Consider the following 20325-nt stretch of genomic DNA (forward strand, 5'->3'; position numbering starts at 1 on the left):
TCTTATATTGTCATCAAATGTATGTAAAATGGATTTATTAATTTATGTTTTGTATGTAAAATATTTCAGGGCAACGGCGAGAGCTGCTGAAACCGTCCAGGCTTTTTCTGGATAAAACGCGTACGGACCTTTTTTCAAAAGGTGACTCTGTCAACACAGTTCCGCCAGAGAGCAGTCGATTAACAACATGAAAGGTTTCCCAAGACCAAATGACAGCGTCACCTTCTTTTCCGGTATGGGCAATTTGATCCCCGCATCATTTATATTCGCACGAGAAACCTGTAAACTCATACTGAAAATAGGATAAAATGAAGCTGGCATATCTGTACGTTGTTGTTCTTGTTGCCCTGTGCTGGGTTACGTTGGCCAAATATCGAAGGCTGGCCAGTCCCCGGTCTTATACGGAACTGGATAAACTTGACTATTCGCTGGCTATCGTCAAAAAGACGGTTCCGCTGCATACCAGTATCGGGTTCAGGACAAATACTCCATCGGGAAGAAGAGGTGTGCTGTATTTCAAATCTGCGCTCAGCATGGCTCCCGTGGTCGTGGAAAATGGTGACAGTGATACAATTCTCCTGGTCGAAGAACCTCAGTTTCCCTCCGTTTTTGACGAACACGCTTACGAGTGTATGCTGCGTGGCGGCAACGACCAAATGAGTTTTACATTGATGCGCATCAAAAAGTGATATGCTGATATTCGTTTTGATCGCTGGCATTTTGAGTTTGTTCTTTGCTGCCGTTCTTTTTCTGGATAAAACATGCGGAATGTATAGTTCGCTGAAATACCCTGCCGCCTTTGCACTGGTGATCGCGACGGTCAGTTATGCCTACTATATAAGTTTGCTGTTGCACGTAGGTTACGGGTTTTTACTGGCCGGTATTGGCTTGATTCCAGGACTGTATATCGCGATTCTTTTGTATCAAAGACGTGACATGCAACTGATTTCTTTCGTCAATCCCGGAAAGTCTGGGATTTGGGTCTTTACAGTCACGGTTTTAGTACTTACCATCCGGTTTAATAGCTATGTTACGCGATGGGGCGATTGGGATGCCTGGGCGATCTGGAACCTGCATGCCAAATTTCTTTTTTATCCAGCCAATTGGAAGGATATGTTTACGGGTAAACTGGCACCCACGCACCCCGACTATCCCCTTATGTTGCCGTCGCTTGTTGCGTTGTTCTGGCGGGGGTTGGGCTTTGTGACGCCGATCGTACCTGTGGTGATTGCGCACCTGGTACTTCTTGCCATCCCGCTGACGGTTTATATGGCCTTGAAGCGATCGATGCATTCATTGGCTGCATTGCTGAGCCTGGTCATTTTGTGCTTTGATACGAAGTTTATCCATCTCGCAGGTTCGCAATATGCGGATACGTTGGTTGCTTTTTTCGTGCTGCTGACCTTTATCCTATATCAGGAAACAAAGACCAGCGGTAGCCACAAATTGATTTTCCTATTGGGATTTATCGCGGGGAGTACTACCTGGATCAAGAATGAAGGGCTGCTGTTTTTCCTTGTTTTTTCCTTTTCATTTCTTTGCTTTCAGTATCGGAAACCGGCACTTGTTCTGCGTTACTTGGCCGGAGGGTTGATCCCTTTGCTGGTACTTGTTCATTTCAAGCTTAAACTAGCGCCGGCAAATGATCTTATCCATGCGGACAGGGGCAATGATTTGTTGGTTTTGATGACGGATCCTGGCCGATATTGGCTCATCCTGAAATATTTCCTTTTAACCTCTTTTTCGGATTACTGGATTTTATTGCTGCTTTTTCTGATGTTACTGATCAATAAGATGTCTTTTGTGAGAACTTTGCCATTTATGGTAATAAGCCTCACGCTGCTAGGGTATTTCGTAGTATACCTTACTACGCCGCATGATCTCAACTGGCATTTGGGAGCTTCGGTTGACCGTCTTCTACATCATATTTATCCGGCCTCACTTTATCTGTTTTTGTTAAAATTCAGTGCGAACAGGGGCAAGGCTACCTTCATAAATGAGGAGTTTAGGCAAAGTTTCGACTTGTAGTGATGATTATCCGCCCAATTCCTGATCCCATGAACAAGCTTCTGCTGCCCATCTTCCTGTTTTTAATAAGCGTGGCCTTTGTGCCGCGCAAAACGACCTGGGTCGCTATCGGCGATTCGATCACCTATCTCAATGATCATCAAAACGAAACCGGTAACCGGGTTACGAAGGGATATCTGACATTGATTTCGGAAAAGTATCCGGATGTTGCATACATCAACCAGGGGCACAATGGGTGGACAGCAGTGAACATTGCGGATAAGATCGAATCTCTCGATCTGGTTAAGGCCGACGTGTATACGGTATTTCTGGGTACCAATGACTGGTGGCAAGGAAAGACCCTGGGCACGATTGCCGATTACCAGAATGCAACGGGTACAGGCACTGTTTATGGGGCGTTCAAGGTGATTACCAACAAACTCAGAAGCCTGAATGCCGGAGCGCAGATCATCCTGATCACACCTATGCAGCGGGGTGACTTTGTGTACATCAATAATGTCAAAAACAACGCGTATGGATCTTACAAACCCAAAAAAGAGCAGACGTTGGAGCAGTTCGCCAACGCAATCGTGGAAATAGGGAAATTCGAGAAAATGCAGGTGGTAGACCTGTACCACGACAGCGGGATGACACTGAATAACATGGTAAACTTCAAAAGACTCAGGGATCCCCAAACCGGCGAATACAAGCATTATACGTATCCCGAGTACACCAATATTCCTTTCGATCCGGAAAAGGACGAATACCCTTATCCTGCCGAGGCGAGCAATATGACTTACGACGGACTGCACCCTTCCGACAAAGGCTATGAAATTATAGCCAATATGCTGATAGAAAAGTGGCAGGGACTTAAATAATCGACCGTTTCAGGCTGGCTAGCAGATTGTACAGGGCAGTATTGATTCCCTCATTGTCAGCCTTCAATTGTTTCAGTTCCGTCTCCAGCTCAGCACGCTTTTTCTTATTGGACTCTGCTTTGGCAATCACCTCTTTGGCGGTGACATGATCGTTTTCCTTGAAGGTCAGCCTTTCCGGGCTATGTAAGGTTGAGATGCCGTCGAGGTTGGTGATTTTGGCAAAGTACTGATTGTCCTGGCATTCGATGGTCAAGTCAAACCTGACATAGCCATATTGGGCGTGAATAAGCGGAAGGTAGCTCGTCACGCGCAGCTTTCCGGCTTGGGCGTCTTCAAACGAAACAGCATTTTCATAGTTGCCGAACGTAGCCGATATCCAGTCCTGAACCTTTTTATAAACATCGGCTTTGGCCAGATCAGGCTTACCGAAATCGGAATAGTAGATGTTTTTTTCCTGATCCAATGGCATCAGGCCCTCCTGGGCGAATGAATAAAAACCAGGGAAAAGCAGCAGAAACGAGATGACGATGTATTTCAAGATGGTTGTGGATGTTTGGGGCGCAAAGATAGGGGATCTGTTACGAAAACCCCGCTCCCGTTATTGCATGATGCTGGCTTATTGCACCGGATAATAAGCCAGTGCGGCATCAGGAAAGGTATAAGCCCTAACGCGAGGTTAAACTTTTAGTTTTCTCTAAAAATTAACCAGAACAACATGGCAAATACATATCATCAAAATTATGTACAAACCGTTTTCGCGGTCAAATACCGGGCAGCCCGGATCCATATTGAATGGAAGTCGGACCTTCTGGCGGTTATCGGTAATTTAATCAATGAAACTGGGGCGAGGACTATGATTGTCAATGGTGTTGAAGATCACGTTCATTGTTTGTTTAGCATGAAGCCATCTCAATGCATATCCGATATTATGAAGAATGCCAAAGCAAAATCTTCCAAATGGGTCAACGAGTCAGGCTTATTGGATCGTCGCTTTGAGTGGCAGATTGGGTTCGGGTCCTTTACCTACAATAAATCAGACATTCATCGGGTGTTCAGGTACATCGAAAATCAGGAAATAAATCACAAGAAACAATCTTTCAGAGCTGAGTACATCGAAATGCTGGTCAAAAATGGAGTAGAGTTTGACGAGAAACATTTGTTTGAGGATTTGGTTTAAGGTCGGGCGAGCATATCGGTCGTGCCTCTGGCACTTATGAGTTGTGGTTTTGTTTGCTCTCAGGATTGAAATCCTGGGTTAGGATGTCGGTCGTGCCTCCGGCACTTAGGAGTTGTGGTTTTGTTTGCTCCCAGGATTGAAATCCTGGGTTAGGATATCGGCCGTACCTCTGGCACTTATGAGTTGTGGTTTTGTTTGCTCTCAGGATTGAAATCCTGGGTTAGGATATCGGTCGTGCCTCTGGCACTTATGAGTTGTGGTTTTGTTTGCTCCCAGGATTGAAATCCTGGGTTAGGATATCGGCCGTGCCTCTGGCACTGGAAGAACGTAGGTGCCAGAGGCACGGCCAATCCCCTAACTACGGAATTCATTCCGTAGAAAAACCACCTCAGGCTTGGGCAAAAAGCCAAATAAACCTACCTTTGCGGCACAATACGATACCATGATATACTTTTTTGCAGAAACCCAAGAAACTGTCTTTGCGTTACAAATTGAGCGACCGCTGACAGACACCGATATCTCCAAATTAAGCTGGCTTTTTGGCGGCGCAGAACTCCGGGATGAGCAAACCATCACGGAGTTTTTTGTTGGCCCCCGTGCCGCCATGATCACGCCCTGGAGTACCAATGCTGTGGAGATCACACAGAATATGGACATACAGGACATTGTCCGCATTGAGGAATTTAAAAAGGCCGACGCTGATTTTACAGGCTTCGATCCGATGCTTTCTCAGAAATACAGCCAGCTAGACCAGGACATTTACACCATCAGCATCGAACCGGAGGCGATCCGGGAAGTTGAAGATATTGCTGCATATAACAAGCAGGAAGGGCTTTCATTGAGCGATGAGGAAGTTGATTATCTCAACAAACTCGCCCGGAAACTGGGTCGAAAACTGACTGATTCGGAGGTTTTCGGCTTCTCACAGGTCAACTCGGAGCATTGCCGTCACAAGATCTTCAATGGCACATTTGTGATCGACGGGGAGGAGCAGCCTATCTCTCTATTCAAGCTGATCCGGAAAACTTCGGAAACCAACCCAAATTCGATTGTATCAGCCTATAAAGATAATGTGGCTTTTGTAAAAGGCCCGGTTGTACAGCAATTTGCGCCGAAGAGGCCAGATGTTCCTGCATATTATGAAACGAAAGATTTCGAGTCGGTACTTTCCTTAAAGGCAGAAACACACAATTTCCCAACGACCGTCGAGCCATTCAACGGTGCGGCTACTGGTTCCGGTGGTGAGATCCGCGACAGGCTGGCAGGCGGACAGGGTTCGTTGCCCCTTGCCGGAACCGCGGTTTATATGACTGCGCTTTCGCGTCTGGAAGAAGACCGTCCCTGGGAAAAAGGGGTTGAGGAAAGAAAATGGCTGTACCAGACCCCGATGGATATCCTGATCAAAGCCTCCAACGGAGCTACGGATTTTGGGAACAAATTTGGCCAGCCTCTGATTGCCGGTTCGCTGCTGACCTTTGAACATGAGGAACAAGGCCGTAAGCTGGGCTATGACAAAGTGATCATGCAAGCGGGGGGAATTGGCTATGGAAAGGCAGACCAGGCTAAGAAATCAACCCCTGAAACCGGTGACCAGATCGTGGTAATGGGTGGAGAGAACTATCGGATCGGAATGGGCGGTGCGGCTGTTTCTTCCGCCGATACCGGCGCATTTGGTTCGGGTATCGAACTGAACGCAATCCAGCGTTCCAATCCTGAAATGCAGAAACGCGTAGCCAATGCCGTTCGTGGAATGGTGGAAAGCGACAACAATACGATTGTCTCTATCCACGATCACGGCGCAGGCGGGCATTTGAACTGCCTTTCTGAGCTAGTGGAAGAAACCGGAGGAAGTATTGATCTTGACCAATTGCCGGTAGGGGATCCTACGCTTTCGGCCAAAGAAATCATCGGTAACGAATCCCAGGAACGAATGGGACTGGTGATCGGCAAGGAAAACCTGGAAACGCTGAAACGCATTGCGGACCGGGAACGGGCGCCATTGTACCGGGTAGGCGAGGTGACCGGAGATCACCGCTTTACATTCAAATCAGCGAAAACAGGCGCCAAGCCGATGGACCTCGAGCTGGACGACATGTTTGGCAGCTCGCCGAAAACAATCATGGCCGATAAGACCATTGAAAGAAATTACGGGCCCATTGTCTATCAAATTGAAAAGCTTCACGAATATCTCGAACAGATGCTTCAATTGGAAGCCGTCGCGAGCAAAGACTGGCTTACCAATAAAGTAGACCGGTGCGTGGGCGGCCACGTCGCCAAGCAGCAGTGTGCCGGACCTTTGCAATTGCCTTTGAACAATGTAGGTGTGATGGCGTTGGACTTCCAGGGAAAAGACGGCATTGCCACTTCCATTGGCCATGCGCCGCTTTCAGCGTTGATCGATGCTGCCGCCGGAAGCCGCAATGCGATCGCCGAGGCACTTTCCAACATTATTTGGGCCCCATTGAAAGATGGATTGACCAGTGTGTCGCTTTCTGCAAACTGGATGTGGGCTTGCCGGAATGAAGGTGAGGACGCGCGTTTATACAAAGCCGTAAAGGCTTGTTCCGACTTCGCGATCAGTCTGGGGATCAACATTCCCACCGGCAAGGATTCCCTTTCAATGAAGCAGAAATACAGGGATACTGAGGTAATCGCACCAGGTACTGTCATTATTTCGGCAGCCGGGCACTGTGACGACATTACTGCGGTGGTCGAGCCGGTCCTGAGAAAAACAGGTGGTTCGATCTATTATATCAACTTGTCAGGAAGTACCTACAAGCTAGGTGGCTCTTCATTTGGCCAGATCCTGAATAAAATCGGCCACGAAACGCCGGATATAACAGATGCCGGCGCGTTCAAAACCGCATTTAATACCATTCAGGAATTGATTAAGGCAGGTAAAATCCAGGCTGGTCACGATATAGGCAGCGGCGGGCTGATCACGACTTTGCTCGAAATGTGTTTCGCTGACCGTGACCTGGGGGCTTCCATTGACCTTTCGGGGCTGGGTGACCAGGATATCATTGAAAAGCTTTTTGCAGAAAACATCGGTATTGTTTTTCAGGCCGACGAATTTGCGGAATCGGTTCTTGCAGCAAATGGGGTCACTTTTCATAAAATCGGGACCGTTAATCTCGCTTCGACCTTAACGATAAAAGATACGACTGGCAAATGGGATTTTGATATTGATAATCTGCGCGATGTGTGGTTCAAAACTTCCTATCTGCTGGACAGGAAGCAAACCAAGCCAGAATTGGCAAAAGAGCGTTTTGACAACTACAAACACCACGTGCTTCGGTACAAATTTCCGGCACAATTCGATGGTAAAAAACCAGTAGTCGACGAATCTAAGCCACGTCCAAAAGCGGCGGTGCTGCGTGAAAAGGGCAGCAATTCCGAACGCGAATTGGCGAATGCAATGTATCTGGCCGGTTTTGATGTCAAAGACGTCCACATGACCGACCTGATTTCCGGCCGGGAAACATTGGAAGATATCCAGTTTATCGGTGCCGTAGGAGGGTTTTCCAATTCGGATGTGCTGGGCTCGGCAAAAGGTTGGGCCGGTGCGTTTTTATACAACGAAAAGGCAAAAATCGCACTCGAAAACTTCTTCAGACGCGACGACACGCTGTCCGTAGGGGTTTGCAATGGCTGCCAGCTCTTTGTCGAACTCGGGCTGATCAATGAAAGGCATGAGGAAAAACCGAAGATGCTGCACAACGCGAGCGGCAAACACGAAAGTATTTTTACCTCGCTGACGGTTCAGCCAAACAAATCCGTGATGTTATCAACACTTGCGGGCAGTACACTGGGTGTTTGGGTTTCCCACGGAGAGGGCCGTTTTTCCTTTCCCTATACCGAAGACCGTTACCAGATCGTCGCAAAATATGGCTACGAAACTTATCCTGCCTGCCCGAATGGCTCGGGCTTCAATGCCGCAATGCTTTGTGATGAAACCGGCAGGCATTTGGTGATGATGCCGCACATCGAGCGATCGCTCTTTCAATGGCATTGGGCCAACTATCCCGAAGGTCGGGAAGATGAAGTTTCTCCCTGGATAGAAGGTTTTGTAAATGCCCGGAAATGGATCGAGGCATTGAATAAATAACGACCGGCTCCCGGAATAATCAGCCCGCTGTGCATTCAATCGCAGCGGGCTTTATTTTGGTTAAATCTCCCTTGTCTTTCTAAAATATTGCATTTAAACACCGGACACATAATTTTTGATAATGAAGAGCACTTATTATATTTAACCTGTAAAAATATTGTAAGTACTCGACCTCCATAAATCCTTTGAAAACGTCAGAATTTTTTATTGAAAAAGCTAACGAATACATAGCTGAAATTGACCGCATTACTGCGAATTACATCCCATCTAGTTCTACACGCGAGAAGCCCGGCTATCAGGAGCAGTCGGACGAGATTTCGGACCTGAAACTTAGGATAAAGTTGCTCTTTTTTGAGTTTGAGCACGGCCATCTATTCGTGGAAAAAGTGGTAGGGACCAAAACCGGTGTCAATTATAATCTGAGTACCCACGACCAGTTGCTGGTTGTTTTCCGCCGCTATCTTTCCATATTCATAGAGCATATCAAGCTTTTCAGGAATTAGGTGATTTAGTACCTGAGCAGCCTGTTGCCTTGGTCCGTCCTCTTATGCCGGGAGCCTGTCCCGGCAGCGCACCTGCTGTGCCCGGATACCTCATTCCGTGAGACAACCATCTGTGCCTTGCATTTTCGGGCTGGCCGGGTTGATTTAAGTTATCTTTAACTTTTTGAAATTGAGGTAGTTGCAACTTGAAAAAACTTGAACTTTAATTGGACAGGCTCTTCGCACGCCTGAAAGGTAGATTTAGGCTGACATACCCAAACCTATGCAACAGCCATGTTCAAAAATTACATCATGATTGCCCTACGTACCTTTCGGCGCCAGAAAGGATTTTCAATGCTTAGTATCATGGGGCTCGCCATTGGGCTGGCAAGCGTTACGCTGATATACCTGTTTATCATAGACGAGCAGGGTTTCGACCGCTTTCATCCCGATTCTGAAAACCTTTATATCCTGGGTACCCACAGGAAAACAACCGGAAATGAGTACACAACGGCTTACGCCGCAGGGGCATGGCTCAATGCATTGAAGAGCAGCTTTCCGGAGGTGAAAGGCGGGACACAGGTCATCTCGATGGGGTACCCGGCGTCGTTCCGCGATCGTCTGACGGACAAAATTTTGCTGTCCGAAAATGTATTTTGGGTAACCTCTGATTTCAGGCAGGTATTTTATTTCCCCATGCTGTATGGCGACCCAAAGACCGCATTCGACAAACCCAATGCGATTGTTCTGAGCGCTACCATTGCTGAACAGTTTTTCGGTAAAGAGAATCCAGTCGGGAAAACCCTCGAGGTGAGCCACGTTTACGCAACCGATAACAACTACATGCCATTGATCGTCACCGGCGTATTGGAGGACTATCCCGAAAATTCACACATTCAACCGGACTATCTCGTCAGCAGAGGAATGCTTCGCGAGATGATGACCTCGAATAACCAGAACTGGCTTGAAAACTGGGGCAATGGGTCCGGCTGGTTTTTGACGTACCTGCACACCACTCCCGGTGCAGATATGGCCAGGATCACCAAGGGACTTAACAAGGTAATACAACGTAATTTACCAAAGAACCCATCCATGCTCATTGAGCCGGTCACCATGCCTTTAAAGGATGTTCATTTCAGCGACGAACTGCGATCCAGCTATAACAACAGTCGGATCGGGGACATTAAATACCTCTATATTTTCGCCTGTACAGCAATATTGGTGATTATTATTGCGAGTATCAATTATATGAACCTCGCCACCGCCAGGGCAGTGCGACGTGCCAAGGAGATCGGGTTGCGAAAAGCGCTGGGGAGCAGCCGTATTCAGTTGATAGCACAGTTTCTTGGGGAATCTTTGCTCACCACATTCCTTGCATTGGTCATCGCACTTTTGCTCGTCATGTTGCTGATGCCGTTATTCAATATCATTGCGGGTAAGCATTTTACATGGGCACATCTGGTTCAGGGAAAGCTCATAGGGTTTACCGTCGGAACCACCATCCTTGTGGGCCTGCTGTCGGGTAGTTACCCGGCACTTTATTTGTCGGGCCTTCTGCCGATCAGCATTCTGAAAAACGTCAGGTTCGCCAGCCGGAGCTCCGACTGGCTCCGGAAAGGGCTGATCGTGCTGCAATACACCATTACCATCCTGCTCATTGTGTCAACCGGCGTCATGATGAGGCAGATGCATTTCATCCATCAATCCACGCTCAGCAAGAGCGGCGACCAGCTGCTTTCGGTCCGCTGGTCGGGTATGGCATCGCTGGCGAAATACCGGTCGCTGAAAGAACGAATCCAGGAAGATCCCGATTTACAGGTGGTTACGCTTGCCAATCACTTGCCAAACCAGGATTATTTCGGGTCCATGGACCACGACGTTACGTTTCCGCAATTGAGCAACGAACCCCACCGTTGGGCAGGAATGAACGGAGATTATGATCTACCTAAGGCATTTAATCTGGAATTGCTTGCTGGAAGAACTTTTCGGGCTGGGGATCAGGCCGATTCTATGTCTTACCTACTCAATGAAAGTGCTGTGAAAGCATTGGGACTGCCGATGGAAAAGGTGCTTGGGCTGCACCTGACTATCAGCCGACCGGGCGCTATGCCGGGCCAGAAAAGTGAAGGGACCGTCATTGGGATCGTTCGGGACTTTCCTTTCAGGTCTATTCATCACGCTATTACGCCCCTCGCCATCAATGCCCGTCCCGATCCCGAAGATCGCATTATGTATGTAAAGCTGCCCCGCGGGGAATTTCAGGAAAAGATCGCCGAAGTCGAGGCAAAATGGAAACAGGTCTTGCCGGGCATTGGCTTTGGGCACTGGTTTATGAGCGATGAATTCGGCCGGATGTACGAAGGCGAAAACCGGATGTCGGGCTTATTCAAATCGTTTTCCCTGTTATCGATCCTGATTGCCTGTATGGGCTTATTTGGATTGTCGTCTTATCTGGCTGAACAGCGTACAAAAGAAATAGGGATCAGGAAAGTACTGGGGGCGTCGCTGAGTGAGATCCTCCGGATCCTTTTCGCACCATTTATCACGCTGCTTGGTGTCGCGAGCCTGGTCGCCCTGCCTTTGGGATGGTTTATGATGAGCCGCTGGCTGCAGGGTTTTATTTACAGGGTAAACCTGGACTCGTTTATTTTTGTACTGAGCATTGCATTGGTACTGATGCTGACAATTTTGGTCGTCAGCTACGAAACGATCCGGGCGGCTTTGGTCAACCCGGTCAGAAGCCTGCGCTCGGAATGAAATCGCGGAATCGGACAAATGACAGGTAGCCCGGACACCCGGACTACCTGTTATGGTTTTATCAAAATTTAAATGATACCCCGGCATTCACGGAATAATCAGCGAACGCGGCATCGCCACGGATGAAAGTGCCATACTTAACAGAATTTTCTTTATCTGTAACACTTTGGGTACGGTTACGCGCCAATGCCACCGGCACACTTACAAAAAGAGCGAATTTTTTGGAAGAATAATTGATGCTTGGCTCAATGCTCCAGATATAGCCCGGCCGACGAAAATCACCGCTGCCGCCAACCAGATCGTGGACCGGAATGCCTTCGAGCCGCGCACCTGCCGCTACTGTCAGTCCGCGTGCGATGCTGTTGACCGCGTAGCTCACACCACCTCTGGCCATGTATTGATCGGGCACGCTCATGATCGCCTCATTCGCAAGTCGCGGACTCAATGTTTCCCGGTAGGTCCGCACACCGTTTTGTTCTCTTGGGTTGACCAGATAGTAGAAATTGGCATAAACTCCGAAATTATGAGTGAGATTATAATACGTATTTGCCTCCACCGTAAAACCGGTCCCGCCGTCGCCCAGCTGGATCGACTGGTCAACTGTGCGGAGTTCTTTTGTGCCGTTTGGTCCGACATTGTACCAGTAGTCCTGGTAGTTGTAATCGCCGGTGGGCAGTTTGATGCCCAGCCCCAGCTGGATGTTTCCGCGCATGCTTTTCTTGGGATCAAACAACCAATGGTAAGCAGCAATACGCAGGTCGCCAATGCCAAATGAATGTGTGCTATGCCGTTCGTTGAATTTATTGACTCCATTGATTAGCCCATGCTCGTATAGTGAGGAGCGTGCATTGGAAATAATGGGCAGGTCAATCATAATCGACCAGCGATCGTTCAGGATCCTGGTGAGGTTGATGTCCAGCGATGCCGTGTGGTTGATTACCTCGGTATGTTGTTTCAGCCGGTCCTTGTTTTCCTCAGTCCCGGAATAGTGCCGGAAAGATTTGAAATAACGTGCACTGGTCGTCAACACCCATTGCTGGTGGTCCGAGCTGTCGGCATGGGCCAGCATACATGCGTTACCTGTGCTGCGGATTGCAACACAGCCCTGACCGTATGTTTTTGATGAAATGATCGAAATCAAAATGAGCAAAGGCAGTATAAAGAGGTTCTTTTTCATGAGGTTAAAATGTTAGCCATGTATTGATGATATGCATGGGCGGATTTTAAAACGCATGGCGTGCTACCCTTATAGGGTTCACTCATGCGAAAAATAGTAACTTGGACAATGTGGAAGCTTATGCCCGGTCAGGAGGGGGCGACGGAATGTTGGGCACGCTGGCCGCAATTGAAAAGCGGTAGCCGTCGATGGCCGCATGACCAGCCGGGGACCATTCCAGAATAAAGAAAATATGTTTCTGACCTGTTGCCAGAAAGCTTTTAAGGAAGTTTTTAAGGAGCTTGGAATGTGCATTCTTTTCGGAGCGCCCGCCGGTTACCTCGTCGAGGATTTTGGATACGAGCAGCTCATACCGGTCGCGGGCGTTCTGGTCAAACTCACAATGGACGTAAATCGTATCATTGATCAGTTGCCGGCTCTTCATGCTGTAGTGTGCCCCTTCATGCAGGATTGTCCCTTCTGCTGCTTCCGGATGCTCCCAACTATTCTGATAAGGTAACTCAAACGGTACCTTAATCACAATTGAACCAGGGGCCGACATTGATTTTTCATCACCAACTGCCTCACAAAAAACGATAGGCGCCCCTTCCATGAAATAGACTACCGAGTAGCCAATCATGTTATAGAGCAATAAAGTGAAGAGCAGGAGTGATAAAAGTCTATTCAAAGTAGCTGTTCAACATTCGACAATGATAAATGTACAAAGAAATGAAATTGTTTTTAACCGATTTTTCTATTCTGTTTGGCCGATGGTTGCCGTGTCACAGCGTGATTTTTAGTAATAACGCAACTGACCCGCTGAGCACGAGTCAGTTGGGTATGGGCCGGCTGGAAACGGAAACTTAGAAGTAACGTCCTACGCAATGCGCTTGACCTGCTGGTTCCAGGTGAACTTGAATCCTCTTTTTAAGTGCCGGAAAGGAAGTTCCAGCAGGTACCACGACAGAACCGAAACAATGCACAGCAAAAACAGGCTCACCACTCTGTATAACCCTGCCGACAAGGTGATTTCGCTCCCCAGGATTTTTCCGGCCGAGCGGAGAAAACCGGCCACAAGAAATTGGGGTACCAGCATGTGGTACACGTAGATGCCATAACTGATTTTGCCTGCGAACCTGACGGGCGCATTCCCGATGATCTTGCCAAAAAAATGCTGGAAACCCTCTTTGTAACTCGCCATTACCACAAAATAAAGACAGATTACTGACATGGCCGTTCTGAAGAAGAGGGTTTTCATGACCGATCCCTGGTCGAAAAAACAGAATACCAGATAAACCAGGATACCCGCGAAAACGAATTTCCGGAGCCAGATGACAAACTCCTTCTGACCCGAACCTTCAAACATTGTCAAAGCCCACAGTGCACCAAGACCAAATGAGTCCAGGCAGGTAGGCATAAGCACACCTGCCGTACTGCCTGCGAGCAAAAGCACCCCGCGCGATAAAATTCCGCAAAGTATGCACGACAGGATCGATAACCTCAGATGCCGCGCCGGAGTGAGTAATATGACGATCGGCCATAACAGGTAAAATTGCTCTTCCACTGCCAGTGTCCAGTAAATGGATAGCATATCGCCCCAGTCACCGTAAGTATCAATCAGAAAATTGGATCCGTACAGCAGAAAATGTACGGGATAGTGGTAAAACTTGGTGTTGATGTCCGGTAAAAACGATAGAAATTGAGACGCCCACACGAAAAACAAGACGAAATAGTAGATCGGAAAGATCCTCACCATCCTCCGCACCATAAAATGGACATAACTGCCAAAAAAACCGTAGTCGGGAATAGACTGTCTTGCGTTCAGCAGGATCAGAGTGATCAGAAAGCCGCTCAGGACAAAAAAAAGTGTTACTCCCATGCCCCCTGCGGCCATTTTCTGAATGAAGCCATCCTCTGGAAACCAGTGGAACAATATGACAAGGCCTATTGCAAGCGCCCGTAATCCATCCAACTGAGGGAAGTATGTCGGATTTCTCTTCACTGTACTCATTTGCATCGTACCAAAATTTAAGTGGATCGGAAGGTTCATCAACAAATGTGTGCCTTGAGTGAAATAAACAAATAGAAAATGTGACAAATACTTGATTGTAAATGAATTAGTGGTGAGTGGAAGTGAATATACAAAAAGCATTTTCGCATTTCCAGTACGGAAATCAGGAAATTCGCAAGAAATTACCTTATCACAATTAATACGCAGGATAGTGCAATTCGGTGTTTGTTGTCTTTATTTGTGGTTTTTGTTGAAAAATTGAAACGGGAAGAACCACATATCGGCGACGAACTGCTTTGGGCATCCATGAGGGCAGGTGATACGGCCGCTTTCGAAGAATTATACCGCCGGTATTTCCAGGCCCTTTTCAGCTATGGAAAGCGCATTACCAACAATGAAGATGTTGTAAATGACGCCATCCAGGATCTTTTTGTGAATATATGGCGATCCCGGGAAACGCTCAATCAGGCGTCATCCGTGAAATACTACCTGTTCCGTTCGCTCAGGCGGGAGATCCATAAGTTGTGGAAGCAGGAAACCCGGAACGGGGAAGATTGGGAGACCATTACCGAGGATTTGTTGCCCACGCAAATTTCCGTCGAAGCCAGTTTCTCGATCGATGAGGAGACCAGCGTGAGGGCGGAGCAGTTAAGCACCTGGCTGCGCAATCTCCCGCCCCGCCAAAACGAAGCGCTCGTGCTGAGGTATTACCACAATCTGGAATACCCTCAGATTGGGGATATTTTGGGCATCAAGGAACAAACTGCGCGAAACCTGGTACAGAAAGCGCTCAGTGTCCTAAGAAAACTTGCTATCTGCCTGATTTTCATTGTATTTAGATAATATCATCATTTTTTTGTGAAATTTTTCATGTTGAGGGAGGTTGAAATTGGTCTCATCCTTCTCTCTATGTTTAAAGGGAATAGTTCAATTATTTCCGATAAAGTCAACATGAAATATTCGAAGTACAGCACAAGCGAATTGGTAGAAGATCCTTATTTCCGTAAATGGGTCCAGGCACCGGATGAGGCTTCCAATGCTTTTTGGGAAGATTTTCTGCACCAATACCCTGCTAAAAGCCACGACGTTGCCAACGCCCGTAAACTATTGGAGGTTATAAAAAACCAGGTAGAGGCCGATTTTCCGGGCCAGTCCCATGAAGACACGGTTTTTCAGCGGATCAGGGATGAAATCGTTAAGTCGGAAAAGGCACCTGTGCGGCGCCTGCCGGCCTGGCCTGCCTGGGCGGCGGCTGCCTCTGTCATTTTCATGCTCGGCTGGTGGGCGTTGAACAGGGAATTTACGGCAAATACACTTTCCTACGAAGTGAATGTCGAAAGCGCAGAAATACCGTTGGTCGAAAAGGTCAACAACACAATGGAGCCGATGCTTGTTACACTGGACGACAGCAGTGCCATTTTCTTAAAACCCCAAAGCAAAATCAGCTATGCTAAAACTTTCAACGGAACAGGTAAGCGCGAGGTTTACCTGAGTGGAGAGGCATTTTTTGAGGTTACCAAAAATCCACAAAAACCCTTCTATGTTTACGCCAACGAATTGGTTACAAGGGTGTTGGGTACCAGTTTTAACGTCAAGGCATTTAAAGACGATAAAAATGTAACGGTAAAAGTGAGCACGGGCCGTGTGACTGTAGCCGTCGCCGATGCAGTCATGAAAGGGAAAGCCTCCCGGGGTATGGAACCGACCGGATTATTGTTGCTACCCAATCAGCAGGCTGTTTTATCACGCCAGGATATCAGGCTTGTGAAATCGCTTGTGGAAGATCCGACTTTGATGGCAGGCAAAAACCGCAAGCCGGTCGACCAACGGTTTGTTTTCTCAGCCACACCTGCGGCAGACGTATTCAAGGCATTGGAAGAAGCTTACGGGTTGGCTATCGAATTTGACACTGCCTCCTTCGCCCGCTGCCAATTCACTGCGGACCTGACGGACGAATCCCTGTTTGATAAGCTGGACATCATTTGCAAAAGTATCGAAGCCACCTACCAGATCGAAGACGCGAGAATTATCGTCAGCGGCAAAGGCTGTTTTTAAAAAGGTAAGAGTGAAAAGAAACTTTCCATGTTGTTACGACCATTTCTAAATCATTAATTATGAGTCGATTAGTTGTTGTTCTTAACCCTTAATCTAACCTTAACCTCTTAACCCTTAAAAACAATGATCTGAACCATACCTGTATCTAAAAAAGAAGCCGGTAATGCGCTAACATTACCGACCCCGAATGCCCGCTCATGTTGCCATGACATCGCTTGAGACCGATGAGGGCCGTTTTGCCAAATGTGAATTCAATCAAAACAATCAAAATTATGAAAATAATTGACCCTGCCCTGTATTGGGCAGTAAAAATCATGAAGTGGTCTGTCCTTCAATTTCTTATCGCCGCGACTTTTGCAAATATTTCCCTGGCCGTCGATGTCAGTGCCCAGGAATTGCTTAGCAGGCGGATTTCTGTCCAGGCGGTGAACCAAAAGATCCATGCTGTGCTGTCGGGGATTGAGAGGGATGCCGAAGTGAAGTTCTCATACAGCCCCAATCTGATACAGGCATCGCGGAAAATAACCCTGAATGTATCCAATGAAAAGCTGTCGGTCGTACTGGAAAAACTGCTGGCGCCTTACCATATCCGTTACGAAATAATTGGCAAGCAAATCATCCTGAAACGGGACATACCCGATCCGCCAGCCCATGAATCGGGACAAAGCCTGCTCAATCATGCCCAAACCAGAGAAGCCGAGGTGTCCGGCATAGTCACAGACGAAACAGGTGCGGGATTGCCGGGTGTCAGTGTCGTGGTCAAAGGCACTCAGAATGGCACTACCTCAGACAATGACGGTAAGTATAAAATCAGCATTCCGGATCCCAACGCATTGCTCGTTTTTTCCTTCGTGGGTTACTTAAGCCAGGAGGTGATGGTGGGCAACCGTTCGGTTATAGACATATCCATGAAGGCCGACGACAAGACGTTGAATGAAATTGTAGTTGTGGGTTACGGGATGGTTAAAAAGCGCGACCTGACCGGATCGGTTGTTTCCATTGGTTCTGCCGAATTGCAGGAGCAGCCGGTGAGCTCGTTCAACCAGGCATTGCAGGGCAGGGTGGCAGGTGTACAGGTAACCAATTCGTCCAATGCGCCTGGCGGCGGCATTACCATTCGTGTAAGAGGGGGTAACTCCATTTCAGCCAGTAACGATCCGCTTTATGTGATCGACGGATTCCCGGTCACCAATCCGGATCCCGCCACAGGCGCAGCCAATTCGTCGTCGTACCCCAACCCGCTTGCTTCGATCAACCCCAACGACATTGAGTCTATAGAAATATTGAAAGATGCTTCTGCAACTGCTATATACGGATCAAGGGGAGCAAACGGCGTGGTGCTGGTGACGACCAAAAGAGGCCGGGAAGGGCAGGTGAGCATTGACTTTGATGCCTATTATGGAGTACAGGAAATTACGAAAATGCTTGATCTGGCTACCGCCGAGGAACACACCGGAGCAAAAAACGAGCAGCTCAGAAACCTGAATTTTCCGGAACGTTACGGCAACCCGGCGGGTGCGTATCCCAAAAAACCATCGGAATACGGCATCGGGACCAATTGGCAGAAGGAAATCTATCGCACGGCACCAATCCAGAACTACCAGCTTTCATTTTCCGGCGGCACAGACAAAATCAGGTATGTAGTCAGCGGCAACTATTTCAACCAGGATGGTATCGTGATCACCTCGAATTTTAAAAGATATACCTCGCGGATCAATCTGGACGCCAAAGTGAACAAGCGGCTGAAAATAGGCACGAACTTCACGGTCACGAGAAGTTATAACAACAGCGTCAATGAAGTGGGATCAACCGGGGTCGTTGGCCTTGCGGTACGGGCTTCTCCTGCCAGCCCGGTTTTTGATGCGACCGGCAATTACCAGCTGTTGAATGTCGGCTCCGGTTCGGGATTCAATTCTGTAGCCAACCCGGTAGCCGTCGCCAGGACGACCACCAACCTCCTGACAACCGACCGGATCTTAGGAAATATGTTTGGGGATATCACCATTGGCGGTGGCCTGAGTGCCCGGATCAGTGTTGGGGCGGACGTACTCAATACCCGCCGGAACATTTTTTATACTCCGCAAACGTTGCTCGGCAACACCGTGAATGGTTATGGCAGCAATGGTACTTCCAACAACCTGAACCTGCTGAATGAAAACATCCTGACATATTCCAAAAAGCTGGACTCGCACGCGTTCGACGTCGTCGCCGGTGTCACTTTCCAGAGCAACCGGGAGGAACGCACTTACGCCGAAGCCCAGGATTTTCCCAGTTATACATTGGGGGCCAACAATATAGGTCTGGCCAATAAACCGCTTCCGGCAAGGGGCGCGCTCAACAAATGGGGCCTGAATTCCTATCTTGGACGGGTCAATTACCGCTTTCTGGACCGGTACCTGTTCACTGTAACCGGTCGTATCGATGGATCTTCGCGGTTTGGGCTTAACAATAAATATGGATTTTTCCCGTCCGGTGCTGTTGCGTGGCGCGTTACCGACGAAGGTTTCATGAAAAATATCAAGGCGGTCAGCGACCTGAAATTGCGGGTGAGCTATGGAATTACGGGGAATGATGGCATTGGTTTGTACAATTCGCTTTCGCAATACGCCACCACCCGTACTGTATTTGGCGATAAAGAGGTACTGGCCAGTCAGGCTTCGCGGATCGCAAATCCCGATTTGCGCTGGGAGAAAACCGCTCAATTTGACGCGGGCTTTGACCTTGGGCTGGTCAATAACCGCATTCAGCTCACCGGCGACTATTATATCAAGACAACCACTGATTTGTTGTTGGCTGTCGAATTGCCTTCTACCACGGGCTTTACGAGCGTGACACGTAACATTGGCAGTCTGCAGAACAAGGGGTTTGAACTGGGCGTTAACACGATCAATCTGGACGGTGCGCTCAAATGGAAGACCGTCGGCAATATTTCAGTCAATAGAAATAAGGTCATCAAGCTCAACAATGCGGACCAGTTCCTGGTGGGCAACTCCATTGTGAAAGTGGGTGAGTCGGTAGGTTCTTTTTATGGGAATGTTTTTGAAGGTATCTGGCAGAGTACCGATGAAATCAAAGCGGCAGGCAACCTGGCACGGGCAGGGGATTTGCCTGGTGCGATCCATTACAAGGACGTGAATGGGGATGGGGTTTTTAATGAAGCGTCGGACAGGCAGATACTGGGCAAAGGCATGCCCCAGTTTATTTTTGGACTTACCAATAACCTTTCCTTCAAAGGCTTCGACCTCTCCGTCTTCTTTCAGGGCGTCCAGGGCAATAGTATCCTGAACGCGACCCGCAAATCCATGGAGCAGTCGGATCCGAGCGACAACCTTCTGAAAACCGTTATCAACGGTGCCTGGCGGGCCGACCGTCCTTCCAATACTCTGCCGTCGATACGGCAGTGGAGGAATACCAATACAGATTCATTCTATATCGAGGACGGTTCGTTTGTACGGCTGAAAAACGTTTCGCTGGGCTATGTCCTCCCCTTAAAAACCAACCGGGTCAAGCGGGCGCGGGTTTACATCAGCGCCCAGAACCTTTTGACTTTTACCAGGTACAGGGGATATGACCCGGAAGTGAATTCGGATTTTAACAGCAACACCCAATACGGGCTGGACAACTATTCGTACCCTGCCGCAAGGACCTTCACATTAGGCGCCTCACTATCATTCTGACTTCCTAAACCGACCTG

At 48.2% G+C, this 20325-nt stretch carries 14 protein-coding genes; 10 read left to right on the forward strand and 4 right to left on the reverse strand.

Annotated elements, in window-relative coordinates:
• Positions 1-308 precede the first annotated feature (308 nt).
• Genes AC1XUF_RS15610 through AC1XUF_RS15620 form a run of 3 tightly spaced genes read left to right on the forward strand, consistent with a single transcriptional unit; the run spans position 309 to position 2885 of the window.
• On the forward strand, positions 309-689 hold the full coding sequence (locus AC1XUF_RS15610) for a hypothetical protein (protein WP_483342741.1): 381 nt from the start codon (positions 309-311) through the stop codon (positions 687-689).
• Between the two features lies 1 nt (position 690).
• A complete protein-coding gene (locus AC1XUF_RS15615) occupies positions 691-2028 on the forward strand; it encodes a hypothetical protein (protein ID WP_483342742.1) in 1338 nt (445 codons plus the stop codon).
• A 29-nt stretch (positions 2029-2057) separates the two neighbouring features.
• The gene (locus AC1XUF_RS15620) at positions 2058-2885 is read left to right on the forward strand and encodes an SGNH/GDSL hydrolase family protein (RefSeq protein WP_483342743.1); all 828 of its coding nucleotides are present in this window, start codon (positions 2058-2060) and stop codon (positions 2883-2885) included.
• Here AC1XUF_RS15620 and AC1XUF_RS15625 read toward each other — a convergent pair.
• Entirely contained in the window at positions 2878-3423 is a 546-nt protein-coding gene (locus tag AC1XUF_RS15625; RefSeq protein ID WP_483342744.1) for a DUF4468 domain-containing protein, read from the reverse strand. The genes AC1XUF_RS15620 and AC1XUF_RS15625 overlap by 8 nt on opposite strands.
• 177 nt (positions 3424-3600) lie before the next feature.
• On the opposite strand from AC1XUF_RS15625, the gene AC1XUF_RS15630 reads away from it, so the two are divergent.
• The 4 genes from AC1XUF_RS15630 to AC1XUF_RS15645 all read left to right on the forward strand — a co-directional run bounded on the left by AC1XUF_RS15630 (position 3601) and on the right by AC1XUF_RS15645 (position 11409).
• On the forward strand, positions 3601-4062 hold the full coding sequence (locus tag AC1XUF_RS15630; protein ID WP_483342745.1) for an IS200/IS605 family transposase: 462 nt from the start codon (positions 3601-3603) through the stop codon (positions 4060-4062).
• A gap of 442 nt (positions 4063-4504) precedes the next feature.
• Complete coding sequence (gene purL / locus AC1XUF_RS15635; protein ID WP_483342746.1) at positions 4505-8170, forward strand: phosphoribosylformylglycinamidine synthase; 3666 nt, start codon at positions 4505-4507, stop codon at positions 8168-8170.
• A 185-nt stretch (positions 8171-8355) separates the two neighbouring features.
• Complete coding sequence (locus AC1XUF_RS15640; RefSeq protein ID WP_483342747.1) at positions 8356-8673, forward strand: hypothetical protein; 318 nt, start codon at positions 8356-8358, stop codon at positions 8671-8673.
• 273 nt (positions 8674-8946) lie between these two features.
• Positions 8947-11409, forward strand: coding sequence for an ABC transporter permease (locus AC1XUF_RS15645; protein ID WP_483342748.1), 2463 nt, complete (start codon positions 8947-8949; stop codon positions 11407-11409).
• A 61-nt stretch (positions 11410-11470) separates the two neighbouring features.
• Here AC1XUF_RS15645 and AC1XUF_RS15650 read toward each other — a convergent pair whose 3' ends face one another.
• From AC1XUF_RS15650 to AC1XUF_RS15660, 3 genes are all read right to left on the reverse strand, one after another.
• Entirely contained in the window at positions 11471-12586 is a 1116-nt protein-coding gene (locus AC1XUF_RS15650; protein ID WP_483342749.1) for a transporter family protein, read from the reverse strand.
• A gap of 118 nt (positions 12587-12704) precedes the next feature.
• Positions 12705-13253: an SH2 domain-containing protein gene (locus AC1XUF_RS15655; RefSeq protein WP_483342750.1), complete on the reverse strand. Its 549-nt coding sequence runs from the start codon at positions 13251-13253 to the stop codon at positions 12705-12707.
• 189 nt (positions 13254-13442) lie between these two features.
• Positions 13443-14576 (reverse strand): acyltransferase family protein, encoded by a 1134-nt coding sequence (locus AC1XUF_RS15660; RefSeq protein ID WP_483342751.1) that lies wholly within the window; start codon positions 14574-14576, stop codon positions 13443-13445.
• A gap of 258 nt (positions 14577-14834) precedes the next feature.
• Between AC1XUF_RS15660 and AC1XUF_RS15665 the strand changes: the two genes are divergently transcribed.
• From AC1XUF_RS15665 to AC1XUF_RS15675, 3 genes are all read left to right on the forward strand, one after another.
• Positions 14835-15419, forward strand: a complete 585-nt coding sequence (locus AC1XUF_RS15665) for an RNA polymerase sigma factor (RefSeq protein WP_483342752.1) — start codon at positions 14835-14837, stop codon at positions 15417-15419.
• A gap of 108 nt (positions 15420-15527) precedes the next feature.
• Positions 15528-16631: a FecR family protein gene (locus AC1XUF_RS15670; RefSeq protein WP_483342753.1), complete on the forward strand. Its 1104-nt coding sequence runs from the start codon at positions 15528-15530 to the stop codon at positions 16629-16631.
• 272 nt (positions 16632-16903) lie between these two features.
• Positions 16904-20308, forward strand: a complete 3405-nt coding sequence (locus AC1XUF_RS15675) for a TonB-dependent receptor (RefSeq protein ID WP_483342754.1) — start codon at positions 16904-16906, stop codon at positions 20306-20308.
• Positions 20309-20325 lie beyond the last annotated feature (17 nt).

Source organism: Dyadobacter sp. HNCC25DJ185, from assembly GCF_056895195.1.